The sequence below is a fragment of the Streptomyces sp. NPDC059989 genome, from assembly GCF_042736975.1.
Taxonomy (GTDB): Bacteria; Actinomycetota; Actinomycetes; order Streptomycetales; family Streptomycetaceae; genus Streptomyces.
The window spans coordinates 40,300-61,277 of record NZ_JBHWUO010000040.1 but is presented as its reverse complement, the minus strand read 5'-3'; the positions used below and the strand labels follow the sequence as shown (position 1 = coordinate 61,277).

The following is a 20,978-nucleotide window of genomic DNA, read 5'->3' as shown; positions in this document are numbered from 1 at the left end:
GCGCCGGGCGGTCCGGGCACACGGGGATTCTTCCGCCCCTCACGCCTTGGCGGGCTCCAGCCGGGTCGCGACCCACGCCCCCACCAGGGCCACGCAGGCCATCGGCAGGAACACGACCACGAAGGCGGCCGGGTGCGAGGCCCCCGCGCCCTCAGACAGGGTGTGCCCCGCCCCGACGGCCCCGCCGCCCAGCGCGGCGAAGGCGGCCCCGCCCGCGGCCAGCAGCACCACATTGGCGAGCGCGTCGGAGATCTGCAGGGCGGCGGAGTTCGCCCCGGCCTCCTCCGGCGCGGACAGCTTCAGCAGCAGCACGCTCGCGGAGCCCATCACCAGCCCCATGCCCAGGCAGCCGACGGCCCAGCCCAGCGCGAGCGTCCAGACGGGCACGGACTCGATGAGCACGGTCGGCGCCGCGGCGATGGCCAGCGCCACCAGCACCATGCCACCCACCATCAGCCGTTCCCGGTACGGGGCCATCCGCCCCTTCGACTGCACCCACGAGCCGCCCGCCCACGTCAGCCCGCCCGCGGCGAGCGAGAAGCCGGCCATGGTCGGGCTGAGCCCCCGCTGGGTGACCAGCATGAGCGGTACGAAGCTCTCGGCGGCGATGAACGATCCGGCCGCGACCCCGCGCAGCAGCACCACGGACGGCAGGCCGCGCCGGGCCAGGTACGTCCCGCGCGGCAGCAGCCCCAGCACGGCGGGGACGAGCAGGGCCGCGCCGGCGATGCCGGGGAGCAGGGACAGCCACCGGATGTCCTGGGCGGCGTACTGGAGCAGCCCGGCGCCCAGCGAGATCCCGAAGGCGAGCCGGATCCGCCGCCGGTCGAAGGCCGCGGGCGGCGCGTCCGGATCGACGGGCCCGGAGGCGGTCCGCCGTATCGCGGGCAGCGCGACGAGGAGCGGCACGACCACCAGGACCGGTATCCCCAGGAACACCCACCGCCACCCGAGGTGCTCGGTCACGGTCCCGGAGGCCAGCGGTCCGACGATGGACGGGACCACCCAGCCGGCGGCGAAGGCCGCCATGATCGCGGGCCGCAGCCGCTCCGGGTAGGCCCGGCTGACGACGACGTAGAGCGCGACGATGACCAGCCCGCCGCCGAAGCCCTGCACGGCCCGCCCGAGCACGAACACCCACATGGCCCCCGCGGTCCCCGAGCACACCAGCCCGGCGGCGAAGGCCCCGATCCCGACGGCCAGCGGCCGCAGCGGGCCCTGCCGGTCGGCCCACTGGCCGGACAGGACCATGCCGAAGAGGCTGGTGGTGAAGTAGGCGGAGAAGGCGAAGGCGTAGAGCCCGATCCCCTCCAGCTCGCGGGCGGCGACGGGCATGGCGGTCCCGACCGCCGTGGCCTCGAAGGCGATGAGGAAGACGACGGAGATGATCCCGAAGCTGAGCGTCCGGTACGCGGGCCCCATGACCCCGTCGGCCGGCGGGGTCGGGGTGAGGGGGTCGGTCTTCTCGGGGGCACGAGGTTCCAGGGCGCTCATCGCCCCAGAGTAAGGTCCGCTGCCCCAATTCACCCCTGTCAATTGGGCGGATCCCGCCTCGGTCCCGGGACCTAGGACTGTGAACGCGTCATGGCAGTCGTATTGCGGCGCCCGCGCATCCCTTCCCCCCACCCGCCGAGCCCTCGTACGGTCGTGCACATCACCACCACACAGCCGTGTGCCCGAGTGGTTGAGGGACTCGCCTGCAAAGCGAGTTACGCCGGTTCGATTCCGGTCACGGCTTCGCGGCGGGCCGCTCAGGGGCAGGCGCTCCCCTGAGCGGCCTTCGCCATGTCCGGCCCCGAGTCACGGGTGCCGCGCGTCAGCCCGCCGGGACCTCCTGCACGGTCAGCCGCTCCTGGAGACCGCCGCTGTCCTTGCAGCCCAACTCCTTGACCAGCGCGACCGCGGCTGCGTGCGCGAGCGTCAGGTTGGCCTGCCGGTACGCGGCGGCATCCCCGTGGGGGGACGTACGGTTCCACGCGCTGACGGCCAGCACGGCTGGTGATGCTCCCTCGGCGCCGGCCAGTCGGGGGCTGACGCAGTCGACGTACACGACACCTCGGTTCGGATCGGCCCAGGCGTTCCGCCCCACCCGGTACCGGGCCGCGTCGGGGTCGGTGTGCTTCGCATCCGCGACCCCGGGGAGCACCCGCTCCGCGGTCACCGTCAGCTCGGCCACATTCGAGTCGGCGTCCTTGTAGAGGGTGCAGATCCGCCGCTCCCGCCACGTGTCGCCGCCGGCCACCGGCTCGGCTGCCAGCTCCGCGGTCGCCGCCTGCACACTGTCCCGGTCCGTCGAGCGCGCGAACGTCCCGCTGCCCAGGGCCGCCGTCAGCGACTTCTCGGCGTCACCCGCGAACAGCCGGTGACACACCTCGCCCGCGGCCGAACCGGTCGGGCCGCTGGACGCGTCCCCGCCTTCCGTCCCACCGTCCCCGGCGCTGCACCCGGTGGCCAGGACCACCGTCAGCACGCCGGCAGCCAGTCCCGCTCGCACCCGTCCGGACCGCTCCTGCGTCCTACTCCGGGTCATGGCCCTGCTGGTCCTCTCGATCAGTGCCCGCCCCGTACCCGAGGATGGCGGACTGTCGCAATTCCTCGGCCAGGTCCGAGTCCCTCTCCCGCAGGTTGTGCTGGGTGATGAACCGCTCGGAGGGCGACTTCATCGTCTCCTCGCCCGCTCGGTAGATCTCGTCCTTCTGATCCCGGAGCTCCTGCTTGGAGTCGTCCTCGTGCTTCTTCTGCTCCGCCTCCGACCAGTCGCCGATGACCTGGCCCGCCATCTGTTCCAGCGCACCGCTGCCGGTGTCCACGGCGAGCGGGACGAGGATGGCCGCGGCACCCACCGCGGCGGTCGCCGGAAGGAACGCCACGCCGGCCGCGATCGCCGCGCCCGTACCGAACTCGATCCAGGCTCCGCGCTGCTCCAGGGCCTTGTTGTACTTCTCGTCCTCCGCGATGTGGTTCTCGCGGACCTGGTCGGCGCGGGACTGGTCCAGCATGCCCTGCACCTCCGCACCGACGCGCACGACCTCCTTGGCCGTGCCCTTGTCGATGTGACCGTCCGGACCGACCTGGGACTCCAGCACGGACGTCGCGTAGACGCGCTCTGCGGTGGACACCGTGGCGTAGGCGTCGGGGTGCTGCCCGAGCGCGCTCAGCAGCTTGCGCGCGTCCTTCTGCTCCAGCGTCATGTGGCCCGTGCCGTCCTTGGGATCGAACGGACCCAGCGTGCCGTTGCCGGTCAGCGAGCGGTTGACGTCGTCGATGTACCCGGCCGTCATGTTGCCCACGCTGTCCGCCAGTGACTCGTGCGCCTTGAGCAGTCCGGCGTCGCCGCCGTACTTGGTGACGACCTCCTTCATGATGCTCGCGGACGTGTCGTCCCGCACCAGCTTCGGCGACGGGTCGTCCCAGGCATGGCCGAGCGTCGCCGCCTCCAGCGCGTGACCGAGCGCGTCCGGCATGTACTGCTGAACCTTCTTCATATCGTCCGGATTCGTGCTTTCCGTGTCGATCGTGAAGTCGTACTTCTCGTTGCCGAAGAAGTCGAGGTAGTTCTTGATCGGCTTCTTGTCCTCGCCCTTGCCCAGGTCGGCCGCGCCGGACTTCTCGGTCCCGTCCTTGTTGTACGCGTGCGGCTCGCGCTCGGGGTCGAAGAACTCCTTCGCGGCATCCGGGCTGTGCCCCATCGCCTCCAGGAAGCTGACCACCGGGTCGTAGCCGGCGCCGTTGACCCCGGACGGATTGAACAGGTTCTTGCCGTAGCCGTTGATGTGCCGGGTCGAGTTGAAGAAGTCCGGGTCCTTGGCGTGGATCTGCGTCGCGTGCTCGGCGATCGGGACCAGGAACTTGGGGTCGTAGTTGCCGTACCGCATGATCCCGCCGAGGAGCTGGTACCCGTACGGCGGGTTCTGGTCGTACTTGGCGAGCGGGATGTGCTGGGTGCCGAGCTTGCGCAACTCCTGCGCGTAGGAGTCCGGCAGATGCGGCTCGCTCTTCGAGTTGGTGGCGGTGGCCAGGTTGAGGCCCAGGTTCTTCTGGAGTTCCTGGACGTCCTTGAGGCGCTGCTCGTCGAGCTTCGAGTAGTCGTACGTGTCCGTCGACATGTATCCGAAGAACTCGAGCGCCCCCTTGGGGCCGAGCGTCTCGTAGAAGTTCTTCGAGAACTCCGGGACCTTCGCGTTGTCCGCCAGCAGCTCGTTGAGCTCCACGAGCTCGTCGTGGCTCAGCTCCCGCCCCTTCTTCGCGAGGTCGGCGGCGCGGCCGGCCTGCTCGGCGTCGAGGCTGCCGTACTTCGGCCCGCTGAAGTCGTGCGAGTCGGTGACGTTGGCGCTGAGCATGCGGGACAGCGACTGGTCGGTGTCGTCGCAGTTGTCGATGATCGCGTCGATCTTCTGCTGCCACAGCCCGCGGTTCTCGCGCAGGGACCGCTGGTAGTCGGGATCGTGGCGGGCTGCGTTCCGCTCCCCCTCGGTGGCCAGGGGAATCTCGGACACCCGGCCGGAGGCGTCGACCCGGAAGCCGGCGGCGGGGGCCTCCTCGTCCGAGATCTTCTTCAGCTGGTCGCGGGAGGACTTGAAGACGGCCAAGCCCTCGGACAGCGCCTTGTGGATGCCCTTGGCCTCCTTGGCGGCGTCCTCGAACTCCTTGGCGGTCTTGTCGACGAAGGCTCTGCCGACACCGGCCGTGACCCCGTTCCACTCGGCCTTGTCGGCCTTGGCCTTCATGCCGTTGCGGGCCGCCTCGGCGAGCTCGTCCAGCTTGGTGACCATCGCCTGCCAGTCGGTGACGGTCGTCTGGAGCTTGTCGACCGGGGCGTTCAGCACGTTCTCGTACGTCAGCATGCGACGGGCCCCTACTTGAGGTACTGGTCGATGGCGGAAGCGGAGAAGTCCGCGTGGAGCTGCTGCTCGTCCTTGGCGTGGGAGGAGAGCGAGTAGTTCAGACCGTTGGAGATGTTGGCGCATGCGGCCACGAGGGTCTTCACCTGGCTCTCCCAGGTGGTGTGTGCCTTGAGCAGGGCCGCCCCGCTCGCGAAGCCCTCCTTCGTGAGCGCGCCCGCCGCTTCGGTGGTGGCGGTGGCGGCGTGCTTGCCGTCCGTCAGGAGGCGCGTGTGCAGCTTGTACGCCTCGGAGCCGATGGCTCCGATGTGGTCCTGGTTGAGCTCCAGGTCACCGCCACCACCGCCGCCGGGCTCGACGGGTACGTGGTTGAGCCTCATGGAGACGTTGGTGGCGGCCGTGGCGCGTGCCGCCGACCATTCCTCGTCGAACGACATCGCGTGAACTCCCGTGTGAAGGCAGGTCCGGTCAGCGGTCAGTGGTGAGTGGCCAGTGGTGGGTGGTGAGTGATCAGCGTCTGTTGCGGCTTACGACGACCGCGGTGACAGCTCCGCCGATGAGCACGCAGGCTCCCAGACCGAGGGCGATCCAGGGAAGGGTGCTGCCGCTCTTCTTCTCCTCGGCCTGGGGAGCCGGAGAGGACGCCGCCGTGTCGGGGGCCTTGCCGTCGGTGGAGGGCGAGGGGTTCTTGGCCCCGTCCGCGGCAGCCAGGTCGGGCAGCGGGTACACGTCGGCCGGGCCGGGGTCGCCAGGGGTGGGGACCGCGATCCGGGGCCGGACGATGCCGTAGCCGATGTAGTCGTTGCGCTGGGCGCCGTCGGTGGGCTTGCCGGCGGTGTTCAGGAGGACCCGGAGGACCTGGTTGTTGGTCCAGTTCGGGTGCGCGGACCAGAGCAGGGCCGCGGAGGCAGAGGCCAGGGCGGTGGCGTCACTGGTGCCGTGTGTCTTGCACAGCCCTGTCTTACCGGTACACGCCATGACGATGTCAACGCCCGGGGCAGACAGGTCGACCTGCGAGCCGTGCTGTGATTCCTTCGTCGCATTGCCACCGGCATCCACCGCACCAACGCCCACGACTCCTGGCGTCGCACCGGGGTACTCGACCTTGTTGAGTGCGTCCCCGGTGTTGCCGACAGAAGCAAAGATCAGTTTTCCCTTGGAGATCGCGTACTTCACCGCGTCCGCCCGCCCCCGGTCTTCCTCCGGCTGGCCGGACGTTCCCTGGGAAATGTTAATGATCTTGGCATCCGTGTCTGCCGCATATCTGATGGCCTCGATAAGCGACGGGGTCGATGCCTCTTCCAACATATTCGGAACACGGATCGGAAGGATCTTGGCGCCGGGTGCAAGCCCGTAGGCGCCATCCCCGCTCGGATGCTTTCCAGTACCCGCGATGAGCGCAGCCATCCCGGTGCCGTGGCCGCTGTAGTCGGTACGTTCGTCGCCCTCGGCCTTCCCGGCAAGGAAATCCTTGCCGGGAAGGACTTGCCCTTCCAGTTCTGGGATGCTCTTGACCCCGGTATCGATCACCGCAACGGTGATCCCCTTACCCGTGCTGACCTTCCAGATGTCGTCAGCCTTCATGGTGTCGAGATGCCATTGCTGCGAGCGAATGGTCTCCGCGTGGGCCGGGGTCGCGGCGACCCCGGCCAGCAGCAGGCCCACCAGGGCCGAGGTCGCCTTGCGCATGTGCATCCCGTACAACGTCCGTTCTGCTCAGTCGATCACCGGCGGAACAACACGACGGTTGCCCTGCCAGGTCTCTTCGTCCTCGGCAAGGTAATCGGGGCGTTCGCCGCCCTGGTCCTCGCGTCGCCTGTTCGGAGTGTGCGCACCCGCGCCGGTACCACCAGCGGTGTTCCGCACCAGGCCGGAGCCGCCCTGTGTGAACGGCTGACCGCCCTTGGCGCCCGCCGCGGACTGGCGCCCGCCGACGATACCTCCCGGCTCCGAAGCCAGTCGACGGCCCACCGGGGAACCGCCTACGCCACCGTGGGCGCCGCCGCCCATACCGCCACCCATCATGCCGCCCATGCCACGACCGGCCTGAGTGCCGCCCATGGCACGGCCGGTCTGAGTGCCTTCCGTGCCGATGACCGTACCGCGCGGGATGCTCGAGCTGGGGCCACTGGTCGGCACCTGGCGGCCGCCCATGATCCCGTTGTCCCGCGGGGGCAGGCCGGCTACTTGGCCAACCTTGCCGAGGCCGTTATTGGGACCGCTCAGTCCCTGCAGCGGTCCGGGGCCGCCGGGGCCGATGCCGGGCTTCGGCCCGCTGATCGGCGGGAGCGACACGGGCGGGATCGGCAGCACGGGGCTGGGTCCGCCGGGGCCCACGGGCACCTGGGGAACGGGCGTACCCGTCGCAGGCAAGGTCGTCGGCGGCGGCAGCGTCGCCACGTGGTCGAGGCCCAAGTCGACGTTATGGTCCGGGATTCCGGGCACGGGCAGAGTTGGCGACCCCGTCGTCCGAGGCGGCGTAGTGTCCGCCTGCGGCGGGTGCCCAGGGACCCAACCGGGTTCGTTCGACTGGCGTTCCCCAGGACCGCTGGGAGTCACGTGCGAGGACCCGGCCGAACCGGCCGCTCCTCCGCCGGGGCGCGCCATGTCCTCACTCTCAAAGCGTTCCTTCGGCACGAACGTCTCCGGCGGCGGCGGGAACGTCGGGATCTCCGCCTTGTTCATCTCCGTCGACGACTGCTCGTACTTCTGCGCCAGGTTGTTCATCAGCCTGACCGCCTCGCGGTGGTCGGCCTCCAGCGTCGCTTCCGCCTCTTTGGCGACCTTAGGCGCGTCCGGGTCGTTGTGGGCCTTCCGGGCGGCTTCGAGGTTCTTGGCAGCGCCCGTGTCGTAGCCGGGCATCTTCTGTGCCTCGGTCATCATCTGGACGGTGTCGGCCATCCACTTCGAGCCCGTCGCGCTGTAATCGCTCAGCCGGAGCGTCGCGTTGCCCGCCCGGCCCACCCACTCCTGGAAGGCCGTGGCCCCTGCGCCTTCCCAGCCTGTGACGCGGTGATTCTTGAGCTTCTCCGCGATCTTCCGGATGTCCTCGGACGCCTTCTCCAGCCGATCGGCCCGGTCCTTGACCGCGATCGGGTCCAGCGAAGCGATCATCGCGCGCAGCTGCTGGTGCGAGTAGCCGTCAAAAGTCGTTGCCACCATCAGTGGTTACCCCCCGTCGCGTTGCCACCAGTTCCAGGAGTCGGGGTACCGGGGTGCTGCGAGGCTGCCAGCCTGCGCTGCTCCTCCAGATAGGGATCGCGCTCCGGCACGTACTGCTTCTCTGCCTCCTTGGCAATGGCGACCATGCGACGCTGCGTGTCTTCGTCGACGTCGCCGTAGCCCTTGCCCGCCGTCATGATCGCGATGCCCAGCGCCTCGATCTGGTCCGCCAGCCCCTTCGAGAGCTTCTGGAGCTCCGTGATGACGGTGTCGTACGACTTGAAGAGGGCGTCCGCCTCCGGGAAGCCGTGGCCGAGCTTTGCGGCCGGCAGGGTGCCGTCCGCCAGCTTCTTGTGGTCCGCGTTCGAGCCGGTGAGGTCGTCCAGGAGGACCTTCACCATGTTCTTGTATTCCGTCAGCGAGTCGTACTCGATCTTCAGCGCTGCCGCCGTCTGGGCCGCGGCCTGCGCGCTGATCGCCGCCGCCGTACCCGCCGCAGCTCCCATCAGAACCGGCCCATTGTCCACTGCCACGATGGCCTCCCCGACTCCCCGTCTCCCCGTGGTCGCGGCGCCAGCGCCGCTCCCCGTCCCCGTTCGCACCCGTTCGCACGCGCACGTATTCACTCTTACCGATCACTCTAGCGACCGGCACCGACAGTCCCAAGTCCGGTGTTGCACGTGCAATGCGTGTCACACGGTCACGAGTTGGGCACGGCGACCGCCGCCGATGGCCTGATCGGGAGCCTGTTCACCGGGCGGCCCGTGGCCGCGCGTACTGCCGAGGCTACCGCCGCGGGCGCCGTCACCACAGGGATCGCGCTCGCCGCCTTCGCTCCGAAGGGGGCCACCACGTCCCGTTCCTCGACCAGTTTGACGATGCGCACCGTCGGGGCGTCCAGCGAAGTCGGCAGGGCGTAGCCCGTCAGGTCCGGGTGGCGGACCAGGCCCGAGACCGTGCGGAGGTTTTCGGTCAGGGCCGCGCCGACCCCCTGCGTGACGCCCGCTTCGATACGGGCTTCCAGCTGGCGGGGGTTGAGGATGCGGCCGACGTCCTGGGCCACGGCCAGTTCGACCACGCGGACCGAGCCCAGTTCGATGTCCACGTCCACCACCGCGCGGATCGCGCAGAAGGCGAGGCCCACGAAGGCGTCGCCCTGGCCGTCCCCGTCCAGGGGTTCCGTCGGGTGGGGGCGGCACTGGGCCGTCGCCCAGAGTTCCTTGCCCTCCATCGCCTCCGTGACCGTCGTGGAGAACGCGCCGTCGTACGACGTGATTCGGCCATCCGCGATCTGGAGCAGTTCCGTCGACATGCCCAGCTTGTGGGCCATGGGCTGGAGGAGTTGGGTGCGGACCATCTTGGCGGCCCGTTCGACCGCTCCGCCCGAGACCCAGGTGTGGCGGCCGTGCGCCGACGGGCCCGCCGGCGGCTGGTCGGTGTCGACCGGGGCCATCGTCACCTCGTCGACGCCCAGGACCTCCTGGACGATCTGCCGGGCGAGGGTCGCGAAGCCCTGGCCCGTGTCGACCGCGGCGCAGATCACCGTCGCCACGCCGTTGACCACCTTCACGGTGGCGGTGGAGACCTCGTCCGTACCCTCCGCGCCGAGCATGTGCACCATGCCGACGCCGTAGCCGACCCCGCGCCGCACCGCGCCCGGCTCGCCCGCGCCCTCCAGGCCGCCCGGGAGCAGCCACTCGTCCTCCGGGGTGTCCTTGGGGAGGGCGGGCAGCTCGAAGTCGCGGACGGAGCGGAGGAGTTCGGCCACCGGGGCCGGGCAGGTCACCGTCTGGCCGGTGGGGAGCAGGTCGCCGGTCGCCAGGACGTTGCGCATGCGCAGTTCCGCGCCGTCGATGCCGAGGGCGGCCGCGAGCTTGTCCATCTGGCCCTCGTACGCGGCGCAGACCTGCATCGCGCCTTCGCCCCGGACGTGGCCCGACGGGGGGTTGTTCGTACGGACCGCCCAGCCTTCGACGAAGGCGTGCGGGACGACGTACGGGCCGCAGGCGAAGGCCACCGCCGCCGCGAGGGATTCCGAAGAGGCGTCCGCGTACGCGCCCGCGTCCATCAGGATCTGGGCCTCGACCTTGACCAGACGGCCCTCCGCGTCCGCGTGGTGGCGGTAGCGCAGCAGGGTCGGGTGGCGGTGGGTGTGGCCGAGGAAGGACTCCTCGCGGGTGGCGGCCAGTTTGACCGGGCAGCCCGTGCGCAGCGCCAGGAGGCCGAGCGGGAGCTGGAAGGCGGCGTCCTCGCGGTCGGCCGTGGCGCCCGGGACCCCGGTGACGACGACGCGGACGCGGTCCGGGTCGAGGCCGAAGCAGGCCGCCGCCAGGTCGCGGTCGGTGTGCGGGTCGGTGGAGGCGGTGTACAGCTCCACGCCGCCGTCGGGGCGCGGCACGGCCAGCCCGGCCTCGGCGCCGATGGGGGCGGGGTCCTGGCGGCCGATGCGGTAGAGGCCCTCGACGACGACCTCGCCGGTGGCCTCCGGGTCGCCGTAGCGCAGCGGGATGTGCCGGATCAGGTTGCCGTCGGGGTGCAGGGCGGGCGCGCCGAAGGACTGCTCGGGGTCGGTCACCGGGTCGAGGAGCTCGTACTCGACGGCGATCGCGGCCGCGGCGAGGCGGGCGGTGTCGGGGTGGTCGGCGGCGACGGCGGCGATGGGCTCGCCGTGGTGGCGCACGACGTCGTGCGCGAAGACCGGCCGGTCGGCGATGCGGCGGCCGTGGGTGGTGGCGCCGGGGACGTCGGCGTGGGTGACGACGGCGCGCACGCCGGGCATGTCGGCGGCGGCCGAGGTGTCGATGGAGAGGATCCGGGCGTGGGCGTGCGGGGAGCGGAGCACGGCGGCCCACAGGAGGCCCTCGGCCCACAGGTCGGCGGCGTACGGGAAGGTGCCCTCGGTCTTGGCGCGGGTGTCCGCGGCGGGCACGGAGGCGCCGATTCCGCGGGGCTCCTGCTGGTCCGCGGCCTCCGGGGGCGCCGCCATGGCCGTCACCGTGCTGTTCACCGTCGTCGTCGCCGTCGCCGCGTCCTGCGCGCTCACACCGTGCCTCCGTGGTGGATGCCGCCCTCGCCGGGCGCTGCCTGATGCGGAATGCGCGGCTCCGGCGAAGCCGCGGGCTCGGCGGTCGCCGCCTCGCGCCCGGCCACGACCTCGCGCACGGCGTCGATGACCCCCGCGTAGCCGGAGCAGCGGCAGAGGTTGCCGCAGAGCGCCTGGCGGGTCTCCAGCTCGCTGGGGGCGTGATTGCCCTCCAGCAGGTCGTGAATGGTCATCGCCATGCCCGGGACGCAGAAACCGCACTGCACCGCACCCGACCTGCACAACGCCTGCTGCACGTCCGAGAGTTCCCCGTCCGTCGCGAGACCTTCGACGGTCTTGACCTCGCTCCCGGCGGCCGTCGCGGCCGGCACCAGGCAGGAGGCGACGAGCCGGCCGTCGACCTGCACGGCGCAGGCGCCGCACTCGCCCTGCGAGCAGCCGTCCTTGGCGCCGGCGAGGCCGAGGCGCTCGCGCAGCACGTAGAGGAGGGATTCGCCGATCCAGGCGCCGGTGACGGGCCGGTCGGCGCCGTTGACGCGCAGGACGTAGGAGGCCTGCGGGTGCTCGTGATGGGCGACGGCCCCGGCTGCCGCCGTTCCTTCTTCGTACGTCGGCACCTCGGCCGGGAAACCTTCGGCGGTGTCCTCGGTCGGCGGTGCCACAGCGGTGTCGGCGGTGTCGCCGGTCGGCGCGGGCCCGGCCGGAATCCCGGCCGGTGCCGGGGCGGCCCCGGCGAAGCCGTGCCCGTCCGTGTCGCCAGGCTCCGGGGCGGGCGAGGACGAGGACGAGGACGAGAGCGAAGGCGAGGCCGTGACCACGGCCTCGGGCGCGACCACCGGCTCGGCCTCGGCCTCGTGCGCGACCACGGGCTCCGGATCCGGCTCCGGCCCGGCCCCGAACTCCTGCCCGGCCGCGAACTCCGCCCCCGCCCCGAACCGCGACCCGCCCGCAGCCGCCAGATCCGGCATGTGGCCGAACGCCGCGAAGCCGTGCCCGTCGGTCTCCGTGAACGAGCTGGGCGATCCGGACGACCCCGACGATGCGGGCCGGGACCCCTCGACCGGCATCTCCGCCGGACCGTGGGCCGCCTCGATGTCGTGCGGAGCCGGATGCACCGGCTCGCCCTCCGGCAGCGGGGTGCCCACGCCGGGGCCGCCCAACACGCGCGGGCCGCGCCCCAGGGCGCCGACCCCGGGCCCGCCGAGCAGCCGCCCGGCACCCGTGGCCGTGGCCGTGGCGGCGGCCGTGGCCACCGCCTCGTCCGTGCCGGGCAGTACGCCCGCGTCCGGGCCCCCGGCCGGCTGCTGCGCCGCGTACCCGCGCGCGCCCTCGAAGTCGGGGTGGTTCGCCCAGGGCGCCGGGGCGCCGCCCGGCAGCGTCGCCGGGGCCTGGCTCCAGTCGGCGGCCGGCGCGCTCTGGCGGAACTCGCGCGGCTGCTCGGACAGTTCCTGCATGTTCGAGATATCGGTCATGTCCGGCATGACCCATTGGCCGGTCGCCCCGCCCTCGGGCTCCTGCGGCACGTCCGGGAACCGCCATTCCGCGGTCGCCGCCGGATCGGGCTCCGGCTCGGCCTCGGCGAACGCCGCGGCCACCGACGCCGGGATCGGGATCGACGCCGGAATCGGCCCGCCGACGGGCGCGGGCGCCGGAGCGGACACGCCCCCGCCACCGGCCGCCGGGTCGGCCGGACCCGAAGCGCCCGCCTCCGGCCACTGCACCGGGAGCGTCCAGGTGCCCGTAGCCGCCGGGTCCGTACTGGCCGAGCCGAGCGGCACGATCATCGGCGGCGGCACGTACCCGTGCCCGGGCGCCGCGAGCGGCTCACCCGTGCCGAGCGCGTCCAGCATGTCCTGCGGCAGCTTGACGAAGGCCGTCGCGTCCGAGTCGTACTCGCCGCCCTGCGGGACCGGTTCCCAGCCCCAGCCCGCCGCACCGTTCCCCTGGCCCTGGCTCACGTTCTCGTTCTCGTTCCCGCTCATGAGGTCAGCGCCCTCCCCAGGGCCCTGCGCGCCAGCACGGCCACCGTCCGCCGCAGATGCAGTACACCGGGAGCCACCGGTTCCCCCTGGTCGGGCACGCAGGCCGCCGCGACGTACTCGCCGAAGGCCTCCAACGCCTCGGGGGCCAGGCTCCGCTCGCCGTCCCAGTCGATCAACGAGGCCACCCACTGCTCGGCCTCCAGCGGCCGCAGCGGCATCGGGGCGACCGCCCCGATCGCGCAGCGCACGCCCCGGCGCGCGGGATCCAGCACCAGCCCCACGGACGCCACCGCGCGCCCCGGCCCCGTACGCCCCGTGGCCTTCAGGAACACCTGCGGCGCGTGCAGCAGCGGCACCCGTACGAAGCCGATCAGCTCCCCGGGCCGCAGCATCTCCCGGCCGGCCAGCAGGTGCGAGACCGGGATCTCGCGCGATCCGCCCGGGCCGACGATGACGAGCACGGCCTCCAGCGCGGCCAGCACGGGGAGGGCGTCACCCGTGGGCGCTGCGGTGGCGATGTTGCCGCCGAGGGTGCCGGCGTTGCGGATCTGCGGGGGCCCGGCGGCGCGCGCGGCGGCCGCCAGCGCGGGGATCAGAGCGGCGAAATCCGGCCGCCCCATCCGCGCGTGGGTCAGGCCCGCGCCGAGCAGCGCGTGGCCGTCCTGGTACTGCCAGCCGCGGATCTCGTTGATCCGGCCCAGGCCCACCAGCGCGGCGGGCCGCAGCTGCCCGGCGTTGACGGCGGCCATGAGGTCGGTGCCGCCCGCCACGGGCACGGCGGCGGGCATGGCGGTGAGTGCCGCCACGGCCTCGTCGAGCGAGGCCGGCAGCGTCACGGACTGCGCCGCCTGCGGTGCGTGCGTGGTCAACCCAGCTGCCCCTTCCCGATGTCCCGGTCCCGGCGCTCACGCCTGTCCGCCGTACGGTACGTCCTCACCGCCGGGAGGTGGCAACTCTGGCACATCTTCGCGGACGTCCGGCGCGAGGGTCGGCCGGGCGCCCCCCTGGGCCGGCCCGGCACGTTCGGGCCCCCGCCGGGGACCGCCCCGGCGCCGCCCGCTCCCGGCCCGGCCCCGCCCCCGCACCGTCCGCCCACCACCCCGCTCCGCCGACTGACCGTTTTTCCCCGTATCACCGGAAATCCAGCCAGAGTTCCGCTTCTCTTCGCCCCGCGTCCTGTCACACGTTCGGGGGCGCGCCCTCCTTCGGCCGCCCCAGCACCCCCGGCCGCCGCTGCCACGGCAGCGGGCCGCCCGGCGGCCGGTAACCGACCCCGAGCGCGTCCAGGCGCGCGTAGTGCGCCGCCGCCATCCGCCCCTCGAACCAGGCGAAATCGCGCTCCTCAGACTCCGGGAGCCGCGACCACACCACCTCCGCGAAGGCCGCCAGCCGCGGGAACACCTGGTAGTCGACCCGCCCCTGGTCCTCCATCACCTCGGTCCACACGTTGGCCTGCGCGCCGAGCACATGGGCGGCCGCCTCCGGCGACAACTTCGGCGGTACCGGCTCAAAGCGGTACACATCCTCCAGCGAGCGCACGTACGCGATGGGCACCGGCTCCTCGGAGCCGCCCGCCTGACGGTAGTCCAGGTAGACGTGCTGCTCGGGGCACATCACCACGTCGTGCCCGGCCTCGGCGGCGGCGATCCCGCCCGCGTAGCCGCGCCACGAGGAGACGGCGGCCCCCGGCGCGAGCCCGCCCTCCAGGATCTCGTCCCACCCGATCAGCCGCCGCCCGCGCTCGGCGAGCCAGGTGTCGAAGTGCCGGATGAACCAGGACTGCAGCCCGTCCTCCCCGTCCACCCCCAGCTCGCGGATCCGCTCCTGCGCGACCGCCGAGGCCCTCCACTGCTCCTTGGGGCACTCGTCCCCGCCCACGTGCACGAAGGGCGACACCTCGGCGGGGAACAGTTCGAGCAGCTCCTCGAAGACCCCTTCGTAGAACCGGACCACGGCCCCGGTCGGCGCGAGCACGTTCTCGTTGATCCCCCAGTCGTCCCACACCCCCAGCGCCGAGGTGTCGACGACGTCGGTGTTGCCCAGCTCCGGGTACGCGGCGATCGCGGCCTGCGAATGCCCCGGCACGTCGATCTCCGGGACCACGCGGACGTGCCGCTCGGCGGCGTACGCGACGATCTCGCGGATGTCGTCCTGCGTGTAGTAGCCGCCGTGCGGGGTCTCGTTCCACAGCGGCGAGGCCCGGTGGCCCCACCGGCTGCGCGCCCGCCACGCGCCGACCTCGGTCAGGCGCGGGTAGCGCTTGATCTCGATCCGCCAGCCCTGGTCGTCCGTCAGGTGCAGGTGCAGGACGTTGAGCTTGTGCGCGGCGAGCAGGTCGATGTAGCGCAGCACCCCGTCCTTGGGCATGAAGTGCCGGGCGACGTCGAGCATCAGCCCGCGCCAGCCGAACCGCGGGCCGTCGGTGATCCGCCCGTACGGCAGGCTCCACGCGCGCCCGGGCAGCGGCGCCTTGCGGTACGCGTCCGGCCCCAGCAGCTGACGCAGCGTCTGCAGGCCCCAGAACAGCCCGGCCCCGCTCGCCCCGACCAGCTCGACGCCCGCCGCGCCGACGGTGATCCCGTACGACTCGGGCCCCAGCCGCTCCCCGTACTCCGGATCCAGCCGCAGGGTCACGTCCGCGGCCGCGCCGGGCCCGGCGGCCGGCAGGCTCCAGCCGGTGGCCGCGCCCAGCTCCCGGCGCAGCAGCCGCGCCACGCCCTCCGTGCCGGGTCCGGCCGCGAGGACCGGCTCGGCGCCGAACGCGTAGCGGCGCCCGCCCTCGTCGAAGACGGCGGCTTGGGGTACGGGGATCAGGTCCATGCGTCAGCCCTTCGCAGCAGCCTGTTGCACCCTGCGCAACGCCCGTTCCACAGAGTGCTCGTGACGCCGACCCTAGTACGCGAAAGGCCCCCGGGACGCGACAATGCGCGCCCCGGGGGCCTCGGTCCCGCCAGGGAGGGGCCGGACTACTTGTCCTTGCCGCCCTTGTCCTTGTCCCCGCCGGGGCCCATGGACTCGTAGATCTCCTTGCACATGGGGCAGACCGGGTACTTCTTCGGGTCACGGCCCGGTACCCAGACCTTGCCGCAGAGCGCGACGACGGGGGTCCCGTCGAGGGCGCTCGCCATGATCTTGTCCTTCTGGACGTAGTGGGCGAAGCGCTCGTGGTCGCCGTCACCGTGCGACACCTGCGGCGTCGGCTCTACGAGGGTCCCCGTGCCAGTCCCGCGCTCGGGCTCAAGAGTGCTCATGGAACCCAGGGTACTGAACCCCGTGCGGGTCAGTTGAGCGACGGGTCGTCCGGATAGGTGGCGACCATCGCGAGCTCGCTGCGCTGGCGGCGCAGTACCGCCCGCCAGAGCCGCTCCGGGTCGGGGAAGGACACGTCGCCGGGCTCGGATTCCACGACGTACCAGGCGCCGTCGCCCAGCTCGTCCTCCAGCTGGCCCGGGCCCCAGCCCGAGTAGCCGGCGAAGATGCGCAGCGAGCCCAGGGCGGCGGCCAGCAGCTCCGGCGGGGCCTCCAGGTCGACCAGGCCGATCGCCCCGTGCACCCGGCGCCAGCCGAGGGGGCCCTCCTCGCCCGGGATGACCGCCACCCCCAGGGCCGAGTCCAGTGCGACGGGCCCGCCCTGGAAGACCACGCCCGGGTCGCCGGCCAGCGGCGCCCAGGGCAGCAGGACGTCGCCGACGCCCACGGGCGTCGGCCGGTTGAGGACCACGCCGAGCGAGCCCTGCTCGTCGTGGTCGAGCAGGAGCACCACCGCGCGGTCGAAATTCGGGTCCGCGAGGCGGGGGGTGGCCACGAGCAGCCGCCCTGTGAGGGAGGACACCTCGGTCATGCCGCCATGATCCCGCACATTCGCCCGTTGCGGGGAGCGGGCGGGGAGATCGGATCTCACGCAGCTCAGGGCGCACGGCAGCAGGAAGGAGCGCGCACGGGAAGCACGGGCGGAACGCAACGCTCCGCCACTTGGCGCACACACACGGTGCTGTGTCTCATTCATGACAGTCATACGGCCGCGTCACCCTTACGAACAAGGGGGTGGTGGCCCTTACCCTTTTCCCTGGCCCCCCTGCCCACCCCTCTTCGGAACGCGAGATTCATGACCGTCACCGACGATGTCCTGCTTGTCCACGGCGGCACCCCGCTTGAGGGCGAGATCCGTGTCCGCGGCGCGAAGAACCTCGTGCCCAAGGCCATGGTCGCCGCTCTGCTCGGCAGCGAACCCAGCCGGCTGCGCAACGTTCCCGACATCCGTGACGTGCGCGTCGTCCGCGGGCTGCTCCAGCTGCACGGGGTGACGGTCCGCCCCGGCGAGGAGCCGGGCGAGCTGGTGCTCGACCCGACCCACGTCGAGAGCGCGAACGTCGCCGACATCGACGCGCACGCGGGCTCCTCCCGCATCCCCATCCTGTTCTGCGGCCCCCTGCTGCACCGCCTCGGCCACGCCTTCATCCCGGGCCTGGGCGGCTGCGACATCGGCGGCCGGCCGATCGACTTCCACTTCGACGTGCTCCGCCAGTTCGGCGCGACCATCGAGAAGCGCGAGGGCGGCCAGTACCTGGAGGCCCCGCAGCGCCTCCGCGGCTGCAAGATCCGCCTCCCCTACCCGTCGGTCGGCTCGACCGAGCAGGTGCTGCTGACGGCCGTCCTGGCCGAGGGCGTCACCGAGCTCAGCAACGCCGCGGTGGAGCCGGAGATCGAGGACCTCATCTGCGTCCTGCAGAAGATGGGCGCGATCATCTCCGTCGACACCGACCGGACCATCCGGATCACGGGTGTGGACCGGCTGGGCGGCTACAACCACAAGGCGCTCCCGGACCGGCTGGAGGCCGCCTCCTGGGCGTCCGCGGCCCTGGCGACCGGCGGCAACATCTACGTCCGCGGGGCGCAGCAGCGCTCGATGATGACGTTCCTGAACACCTTCCGCCGCGTCGGCGGGGCGTTCGAGATCGACGACAACGGCATCCGCTTCTGGCACCCGGGCGGCCCGCTCAACGCCATCGCGCTGGAGACGGACGTGCACCCCGGCTTCCAGACCGACTGGCAGCAGCCGCTCGTGGTGGCCCTGACGCAGGCGACCGGCCTCTCGATCGTCCACGAGACGGTCTACGAGTCCCGGCTCGGCTTCACCTCGGCGCTCAACCAGATGGGTGCTCACATCCAGCTGTACCGCGAGTGCCTGGGCGGCTCGGCCTGCCGCTTCGGCCAGCGCAACTTCCTGCACTCGGCGGTCGTCTCCGGCCCCACCAAGCTCCAGGGTGCGGACCTGGTCATCCCCGACCTGCGCGGCGGGTTCTCGTACCTGATCGCGGCGCTGGCGGCCGAGGGCACCTCGCGCGTCCACGGCATCGACCTGATCAACCGCGGCTACGAGAACTTCATGGAGAAGCTCGTGGAGCTCGGCGCGAAGGTCGAACTCCCGGGCGGCGACCTCGTCTGAGCCCCGCGGCTCATCGCGAAGCCCCCCGTGCCCCGCAAGGGGCCGGGGGGCTTTCCCGTCCCCTCCCCGCCCCTTCCCCGTCCCTTCCGCCGGGCCTGGCGGACCCTCAGGCCCCGCTGGGGGCCCGCACGGCCCGCCGGTACGCCCGCAGGCCCTCCAGGGCCCCCAAGCGGCGCGCGGGGGCCCCGGAACAGGCCGAAGGGCGGCCGCCCCGCCTGGGGTGGCCGCCCTTCGCCGTTCTACGTACTGCTTGCCGTACTCGCCGTTCCAAAAGCCTGTGCGGCCTTCGGCGCCGGGGGCAGGACTACTTGCCCTTGGCGGCTTCCTTGAGCTTGGAGCCCGCGGAGACCTTCACGCTGTAGCCGGCCGGGATCTGGATGGGGTCGCCGGTCTGCGGGTTGCGCGCGGTGCGAGCGGCACGGTGGGTGCGCTCGAAGGTCAGGAAGCCGGGGATGGTGACCTTCTCGTCGCCCTTGGCGACAATCTCGCCGACGGTCTCGGCGAGCGCGGCCAGAACGGCGTCGGCGTCCTTGCGGGTCACCTCGGCGCGCTCGGACAGAGCGGCCACCAGCTCACTGCGGTTCATGTTGTACTCCCGTGTTCAACTTGCCTTAGAGGCGTGAGATCGAAGCCGATGCTGCCAGGGCCCTCGGACAGTCCCCGGACCCGGGTCTGAACGTCAGACCCTCTCGCCCGGTTACGCATCCTGCCCCCACCAGCGGCGGGAAAGCCAATCCGGCACCCGCCGGGGTCACACGAAAAGCGCCACAGTCACGCCGCGGTGACGCTCCGTCCACGCCTTCGCTCACACGCCGGTGCGGACCGCGGACCTCGCGGGCATCCCCGCAACCCTAGAGGCGGCCCACCGGGCCCGCATCTCGCGACGCGCCGGTATCAGCGGGCCGTGAGGGCGCTCGCAGGGGCTGTCACCCGGCCGAGGCGGCCTTGCGGACGGCGCCCGCGACCGCACCCGCGACCTTGTCGTTGAACACCGACGGGATGATGTAGTTCGCGTTCAGCTCGTCCTCGCCGACGACGTCGGCCAGGGCGCTCGCGGCGGCCAGCATCATGTCGGTGTTCACGGTGCGGGACTGGGCGTCCAGCAGGCCGCGGAAGACACCCGGGAAGACCAGCACGTTGTTGATCTGGTTCGGGAAGTCGGAGCGGCCGGTGGCCACGACGGCGGCGGTCTGGCGGGCGACGGCCGGGTCCACCTCGGGGTCCGGGTTCGCGAGCGCGAACACGATCGCGCCTTCCGCCATGGCGGCCACGTCCTCGCCGGAGAGCACGTTGGGGGCCGAGACGCCGATGAAGACGTCGGCGCCGACCACGGCCTCCTTCAGAGTGCCCGTGTAGCCCTCGGGGTTGGTGTTGTCGGCGATCCAGCGCAGCGGGGAGTCGGCGGCCGCGTCGACGAGGTCGGGGCGGTCCGCGTGCACGACACCGTGGATGTCGGCGCTGACGGCGTTCTTGACGCCCGCCGCGAGGAGCAGCTTGAGGATGGCGGTACCGGCCGCGCCGGCGCCCGACATGACGACCTTGACGTCGCCAACTGCCTTGCCCACCACGCGAAGTGCGTTGGTGAGGGCGGCGAGGACGACGATCGCGGTGCCGTGCTGGTCGTCGTGGAAGACGGGGATGTCGAGGGCCTCGCGCAGCCGGGCCTCGATCTCGAAGCAGCGCGGCGCGGAGATGTCCTCCAGGTTGATGCCGGCGAAGCCCGGGGCGATCGCCTTGACGATGGCGACGATCTCGTCGGAGTCCTGGGTGTCGAGGCAGATCGGCCACGCGTCGATGCCGGCGAAGCGCTTGAAGAGGGCCGCCTTGCCCTCCATGACGGGCAGCGCGGCCATCGGGCCGATGTTGCCCAGGCCCAGTACGGCGGAGCCGTCCGTCACGACTGCGACGGAGTTGCGCTTGATGGTGAGGCGGCGGGCGTCCTCGGGGTTCTCGGCGATCGCCATGCACACGCGGGCCACGCCCGGGGTGTAGATCATCGAGAGGTCGTCGCGGTTGCGGATGGGGTGCTTGGACGCCATCTCGATCTTGCCGCCGAGGTGCATCAGGAAGGTGCGGTCGGAGACCTTGCCGAGGCTGACGCCCTCGATCCCGCGCAGCTTCTCGACGATCTCGTCCGCGTGCGCGGTGGAGGTCGCGGCGATGGTGACGTCGATCCGGAGCTTCTCGTGGCCGGAGGCGGTCACGTCGAGGCCGGTGACCGAACCACCGGAGGACTCCACGGCGGTGGTGAGCTGGGAGACCGCGGTTCCGCTCGCGGGCACTTCCAGGCGGACCGTCATCGAATACGAGACGCTGGGCGCCGTTGCCATGGCCGTGTTCCTCTTCTGTCCCTGGTTTTCGCTTGTACACACAGGGCCCGGCACACGGCGGGTGTGGCAGGACCTGTTGTCCGATCGTCCCACCTACCAGCCGGTACAAGGTAACCAGCTACAAATTTCGGAAAGACTCTTCCACCATACGAGATACCAGGGGTGTTCGGAACA

The 20,978-nt window shown here is 71.9% G+C and carries 16 protein-coding genes and 1 tRNA gene; 2 read left to right on the top strand and 15 right to left on the bottom strand.

The annotated features are described in order from the left end of the window. Positions 1-39: 39 nt before the first annotated feature. Positions 40-1,494 carry an MFS transporter gene (locus ACFWBN_RS29130; protein ID WP_385181113.1) on the bottom strand — a complete coding sequence of 485 codons (1,455 nt, stop codon included), beginning with the start codon at positions 1,492-1,494 and terminating at the stop codon, positions 40-42. Between the two features lie 172 nt (positions 1,495-1,666). Between ACFWBN_RS29130 and ACFWBN_RS29125 the strand changes: the two genes are divergently transcribed. Then, a tRNA-Cys gene (locus ACFWBN_RS29125) sits at positions 1,667-1,738 on the top strand. 78 nt (positions 1,739-1,816) lie between these two features. Here the strand turns inward: ACFWBN_RS29125 and ACFWBN_RS29120 are convergent. The 12 genes from ACFWBN_RS29120 to ACFWBN_RS29065 all read right to left on the bottom strand — a co-directional run bounded on the left by ACFWBN_RS29120 (position 1,817) and on the right by ACFWBN_RS29065 (position 16,869). After that, a complete protein-coding gene (locus ACFWBN_RS29120) occupies positions 1,817-2,530 on the bottom strand; it encodes a hypothetical protein (RefSeq protein WP_385181110.1) in 714 nt (237 codons plus the stop codon). Then, on the bottom strand, positions 2,517-4,844 hold the full coding sequence (locus ACFWBN_RS29115; protein ID WP_385181107.1) for a hypothetical protein: 2,328 nt from the start codon (positions 4,842-4,844) through the stop codon (positions 2,517-2,519). Before ACFWBN_RS29115 ends, ACFWBN_RS29120 begins: the two co-directional genes overlap by 14 nt. Before the next feature lie 11 nt (positions 4,845-4,855). Next, a complete protein-coding gene (locus tag ACFWBN_RS29110; RefSeq protein WP_385181105.1) occupies positions 4,856-5,278 on the bottom strand; it encodes a hypothetical protein in 423 nt (140 codons plus the stop codon). A 73-nt stretch (positions 5,279-5,351) separates the two neighbouring features. Next, the gene (gene mycP, locus ACFWBN_RS29105) at positions 5,352-6,536 is read right to left on the bottom strand and encodes a type VII secretion-associated serine protease mycosin (RefSeq protein ID WP_385181103.1); all 1,185 of its coding nucleotides are present in this window, start codon (positions 6,534-6,536) and stop codon (positions 5,352-5,354) included. A gap of 21 nt (positions 6,537-6,557) precedes the next feature. Continuing rightward, complete coding sequence (locus ACFWBN_RS29100; RefSeq protein ID WP_385181101.1) at positions 6,558-8,003, bottom strand: WXG100 family type VII secretion target; 1,446 nt, start codon at positions 8,001-8,003, stop codon at positions 6,558-6,560. After that, entirely contained in the window at positions 8,003-8,536 is a 534-nt protein-coding gene (locus tag ACFWBN_RS29095; protein ID WP_385181098.1) for a hypothetical protein, read from the bottom strand. The genes ACFWBN_RS29100 and ACFWBN_RS29095 overlap by 1 nt, the downstream gene beginning before the upstream one ends. Positions 8,537-8,703: 167 nt before the next feature. Next, positions 8,704-10,989, bottom strand: a complete 2,286-nt coding sequence (locus ACFWBN_RS29090; RefSeq protein ID WP_385181136.1) for a xanthine dehydrogenase family protein molybdopterin-binding subunit — start codon at positions 10,987-10,989, stop codon at positions 8,704-8,706. A 53-nt stretch (positions 10,990-11,042) separates the two neighbouring features. Beyond that, entirely contained in the window at positions 11,043-13,028 is a 1,986-nt protein-coding gene (locus ACFWBN_RS29085) for a 2Fe-2S iron-sulfur cluster-binding protein (RefSeq protein ID WP_385181095.1), read from the bottom strand. Beyond that, complete coding sequence (locus ACFWBN_RS29080; protein WP_385181092.1) at positions 13,025-13,897, bottom strand: FAD binding domain-containing protein; 873 nt, start codon at positions 13,895-13,897, stop codon at positions 13,025-13,027. The genes ACFWBN_RS29085 and ACFWBN_RS29080 overlap by 4 nt, the downstream gene beginning before the upstream one ends. Positions 13,898-14,207: 310 nt before the next feature. After that, positions 14,208-15,848 (bottom strand): beta-N-acetylhexosaminidase, encoded by a 1,641-nt coding sequence (locus tag ACFWBN_RS29075; RefSeq protein WP_385181090.1) that lies wholly within the window; start codon positions 15,846-15,848, stop codon positions 14,208-14,210. Between the two features lie 146 nt (positions 15,849-15,994). Then, positions 15,995-16,279, bottom strand: coding sequence for a DUF3039 domain-containing protein (locus tag ACFWBN_RS29070; RefSeq protein ID WP_030010729.1), 285 nt, complete (start codon positions 16,277-16,279; stop codon positions 15,995-15,997). A gap of 29 nt (positions 16,280-16,308) precedes the next feature. Further along, positions 16,309-16,869 carry a YqgE/AlgH family protein gene (locus tag ACFWBN_RS29065; protein ID WP_385181086.1) on the bottom strand — a complete coding sequence of 187 codons (561 nt, stop codon included), beginning with the start codon at positions 16,867-16,869 and terminating at the stop codon, positions 16,309-16,311. Between the two features lie 264 nt (positions 16,870-17,133). Between ACFWBN_RS29065 and murA the strand changes: the two genes are divergently transcribed. Further along, positions 17,134-18,474 carry a UDP-N-acetylglucosamine 1-carboxyvinyltransferase gene (gene murA, locus ACFWBN_RS29060; protein WP_385181084.1) on the top strand — a complete coding sequence of 447 codons (1,341 nt, stop codon included), beginning with the start codon at positions 17,134-17,136 and terminating at the stop codon, positions 18,472-18,474. Between the two features lie 304 nt (positions 18,475-18,778). Here the strand turns inward: murA and ACFWBN_RS29055 are convergent, their stop codons facing one another. Continuing rightward, a complete protein-coding gene (locus ACFWBN_RS29055; protein ID WP_007264399.1) occupies positions 18,779-19,060 on the bottom strand; it encodes an HU family DNA-binding protein in 282 nt (93 codons plus the stop codon). Between the two features lie 340 nt (positions 19,061-19,400). Continuing rightward, positions 19,401-20,804, bottom strand: coding sequence for an NAD-dependent malic enzyme (locus ACFWBN_RS29050; protein ID WP_385181083.1), 1,404 nt, complete (start codon positions 20,802-20,804; stop codon positions 19,401-19,403). Between the last annotated feature and the right edge of the window lie 174 nt (positions 20,805-20,978).

Bases quoted from the DNA above. Each gene is read 5' to 3' on its own strand.
- ACFWBN_RS29130 (WP_385181113.1), bottom strand. From the start codon at position 1,494: ATGAGCGCCCTGGAACCTCGTGCCCCCGAGAAGACCGACCCCCTCACC.
- ACFWBN_RS29120 (WP_385181110.1), bottom strand. From the start codon at position 2,530: ATGACCCGGAGTAGGACGCAGGAGCGGTCCGGACGGGTGCGAGCGGGA.
- ACFWBN_RS29115 (WP_385181107.1), bottom strand. From the start codon at position 4,844: ATGCTGACGTACGAGAACGTGCTGAACGCCCCGGTCGACAAGCTCCAG.
- ACFWBN_RS29110 (WP_385181105.1), bottom strand. From the start codon at position 5,278: ATGTCGTTCGACGAGGAATGGTCGGCGGCACGCGCCACGGCCGCCACC.
- mycP (WP_385181103.1), bottom strand. From the start codon at position 6,536: ATGCACATGCGCAAGGCGACCTCGGCCCTGGTGGGCCTGCTGCTGGCC.
- ACFWBN_RS29100 (WP_385181101.1), bottom strand. From the start codon at position 8,003: ATGGTGGCAACGACTTTTGACGGCTACTCGCACCAGCAGCTGCGCGCG.
- ACFWBN_RS29090 (WP_385181136.1), bottom strand. From the start codon at position 10,989: ATGGCGGCGCCCCCGGAGGCCGCGGACCAGCAGGAGCCCCGCGGAATC.
- ACFWBN_RS29085 (WP_385181095.1), bottom strand. From the start codon at position 13,028: ATGAGCGGGAACGAGAACGAGAACGTGAGCCAGGGCCAGGGGAACGGT.
- ACFWBN_RS29075 (WP_385181090.1), bottom strand. From the start codon at position 15,848: ATGGACCTGATCCCCGTACCCCAAGCCGCCGTCTTCGACGAGGGCGGG.
- ACFWBN_RS29070 (WP_030010729.1), bottom strand. From the start codon at position 16,279: ATGAGCACTCTTGAGCCCGAGCGCGGGACTGGCACGGGGACCCTCGTA.
- ACFWBN_RS29065 (WP_385181086.1), bottom strand. From the start codon at position 16,869: ATGACCGAGGTGTCCTCCCTCACAGGGCGGCTGCTCGTGGCCACCCCC.
- murA (WP_385181084.1), top strand. From the start codon at position 17,134: ATGACCGTCACCGACGATGTCCTGCTTGTCCACGGCGGCACCCCGCTT.
- ACFWBN_RS29055 (WP_007264399.1), bottom strand. From the start codon at position 19,060: ATGAACCGCAGTGAGCTGGTGGCCGCTCTGTCCGAGCGCGCCGAGGTG.
- ACFWBN_RS29050 (WP_385181083.1), bottom strand. From the start codon at position 20,804: ATGGCAACGGCGCCCAGCGTCTCGTATTCGATGACGGTCCGCCTGGAA.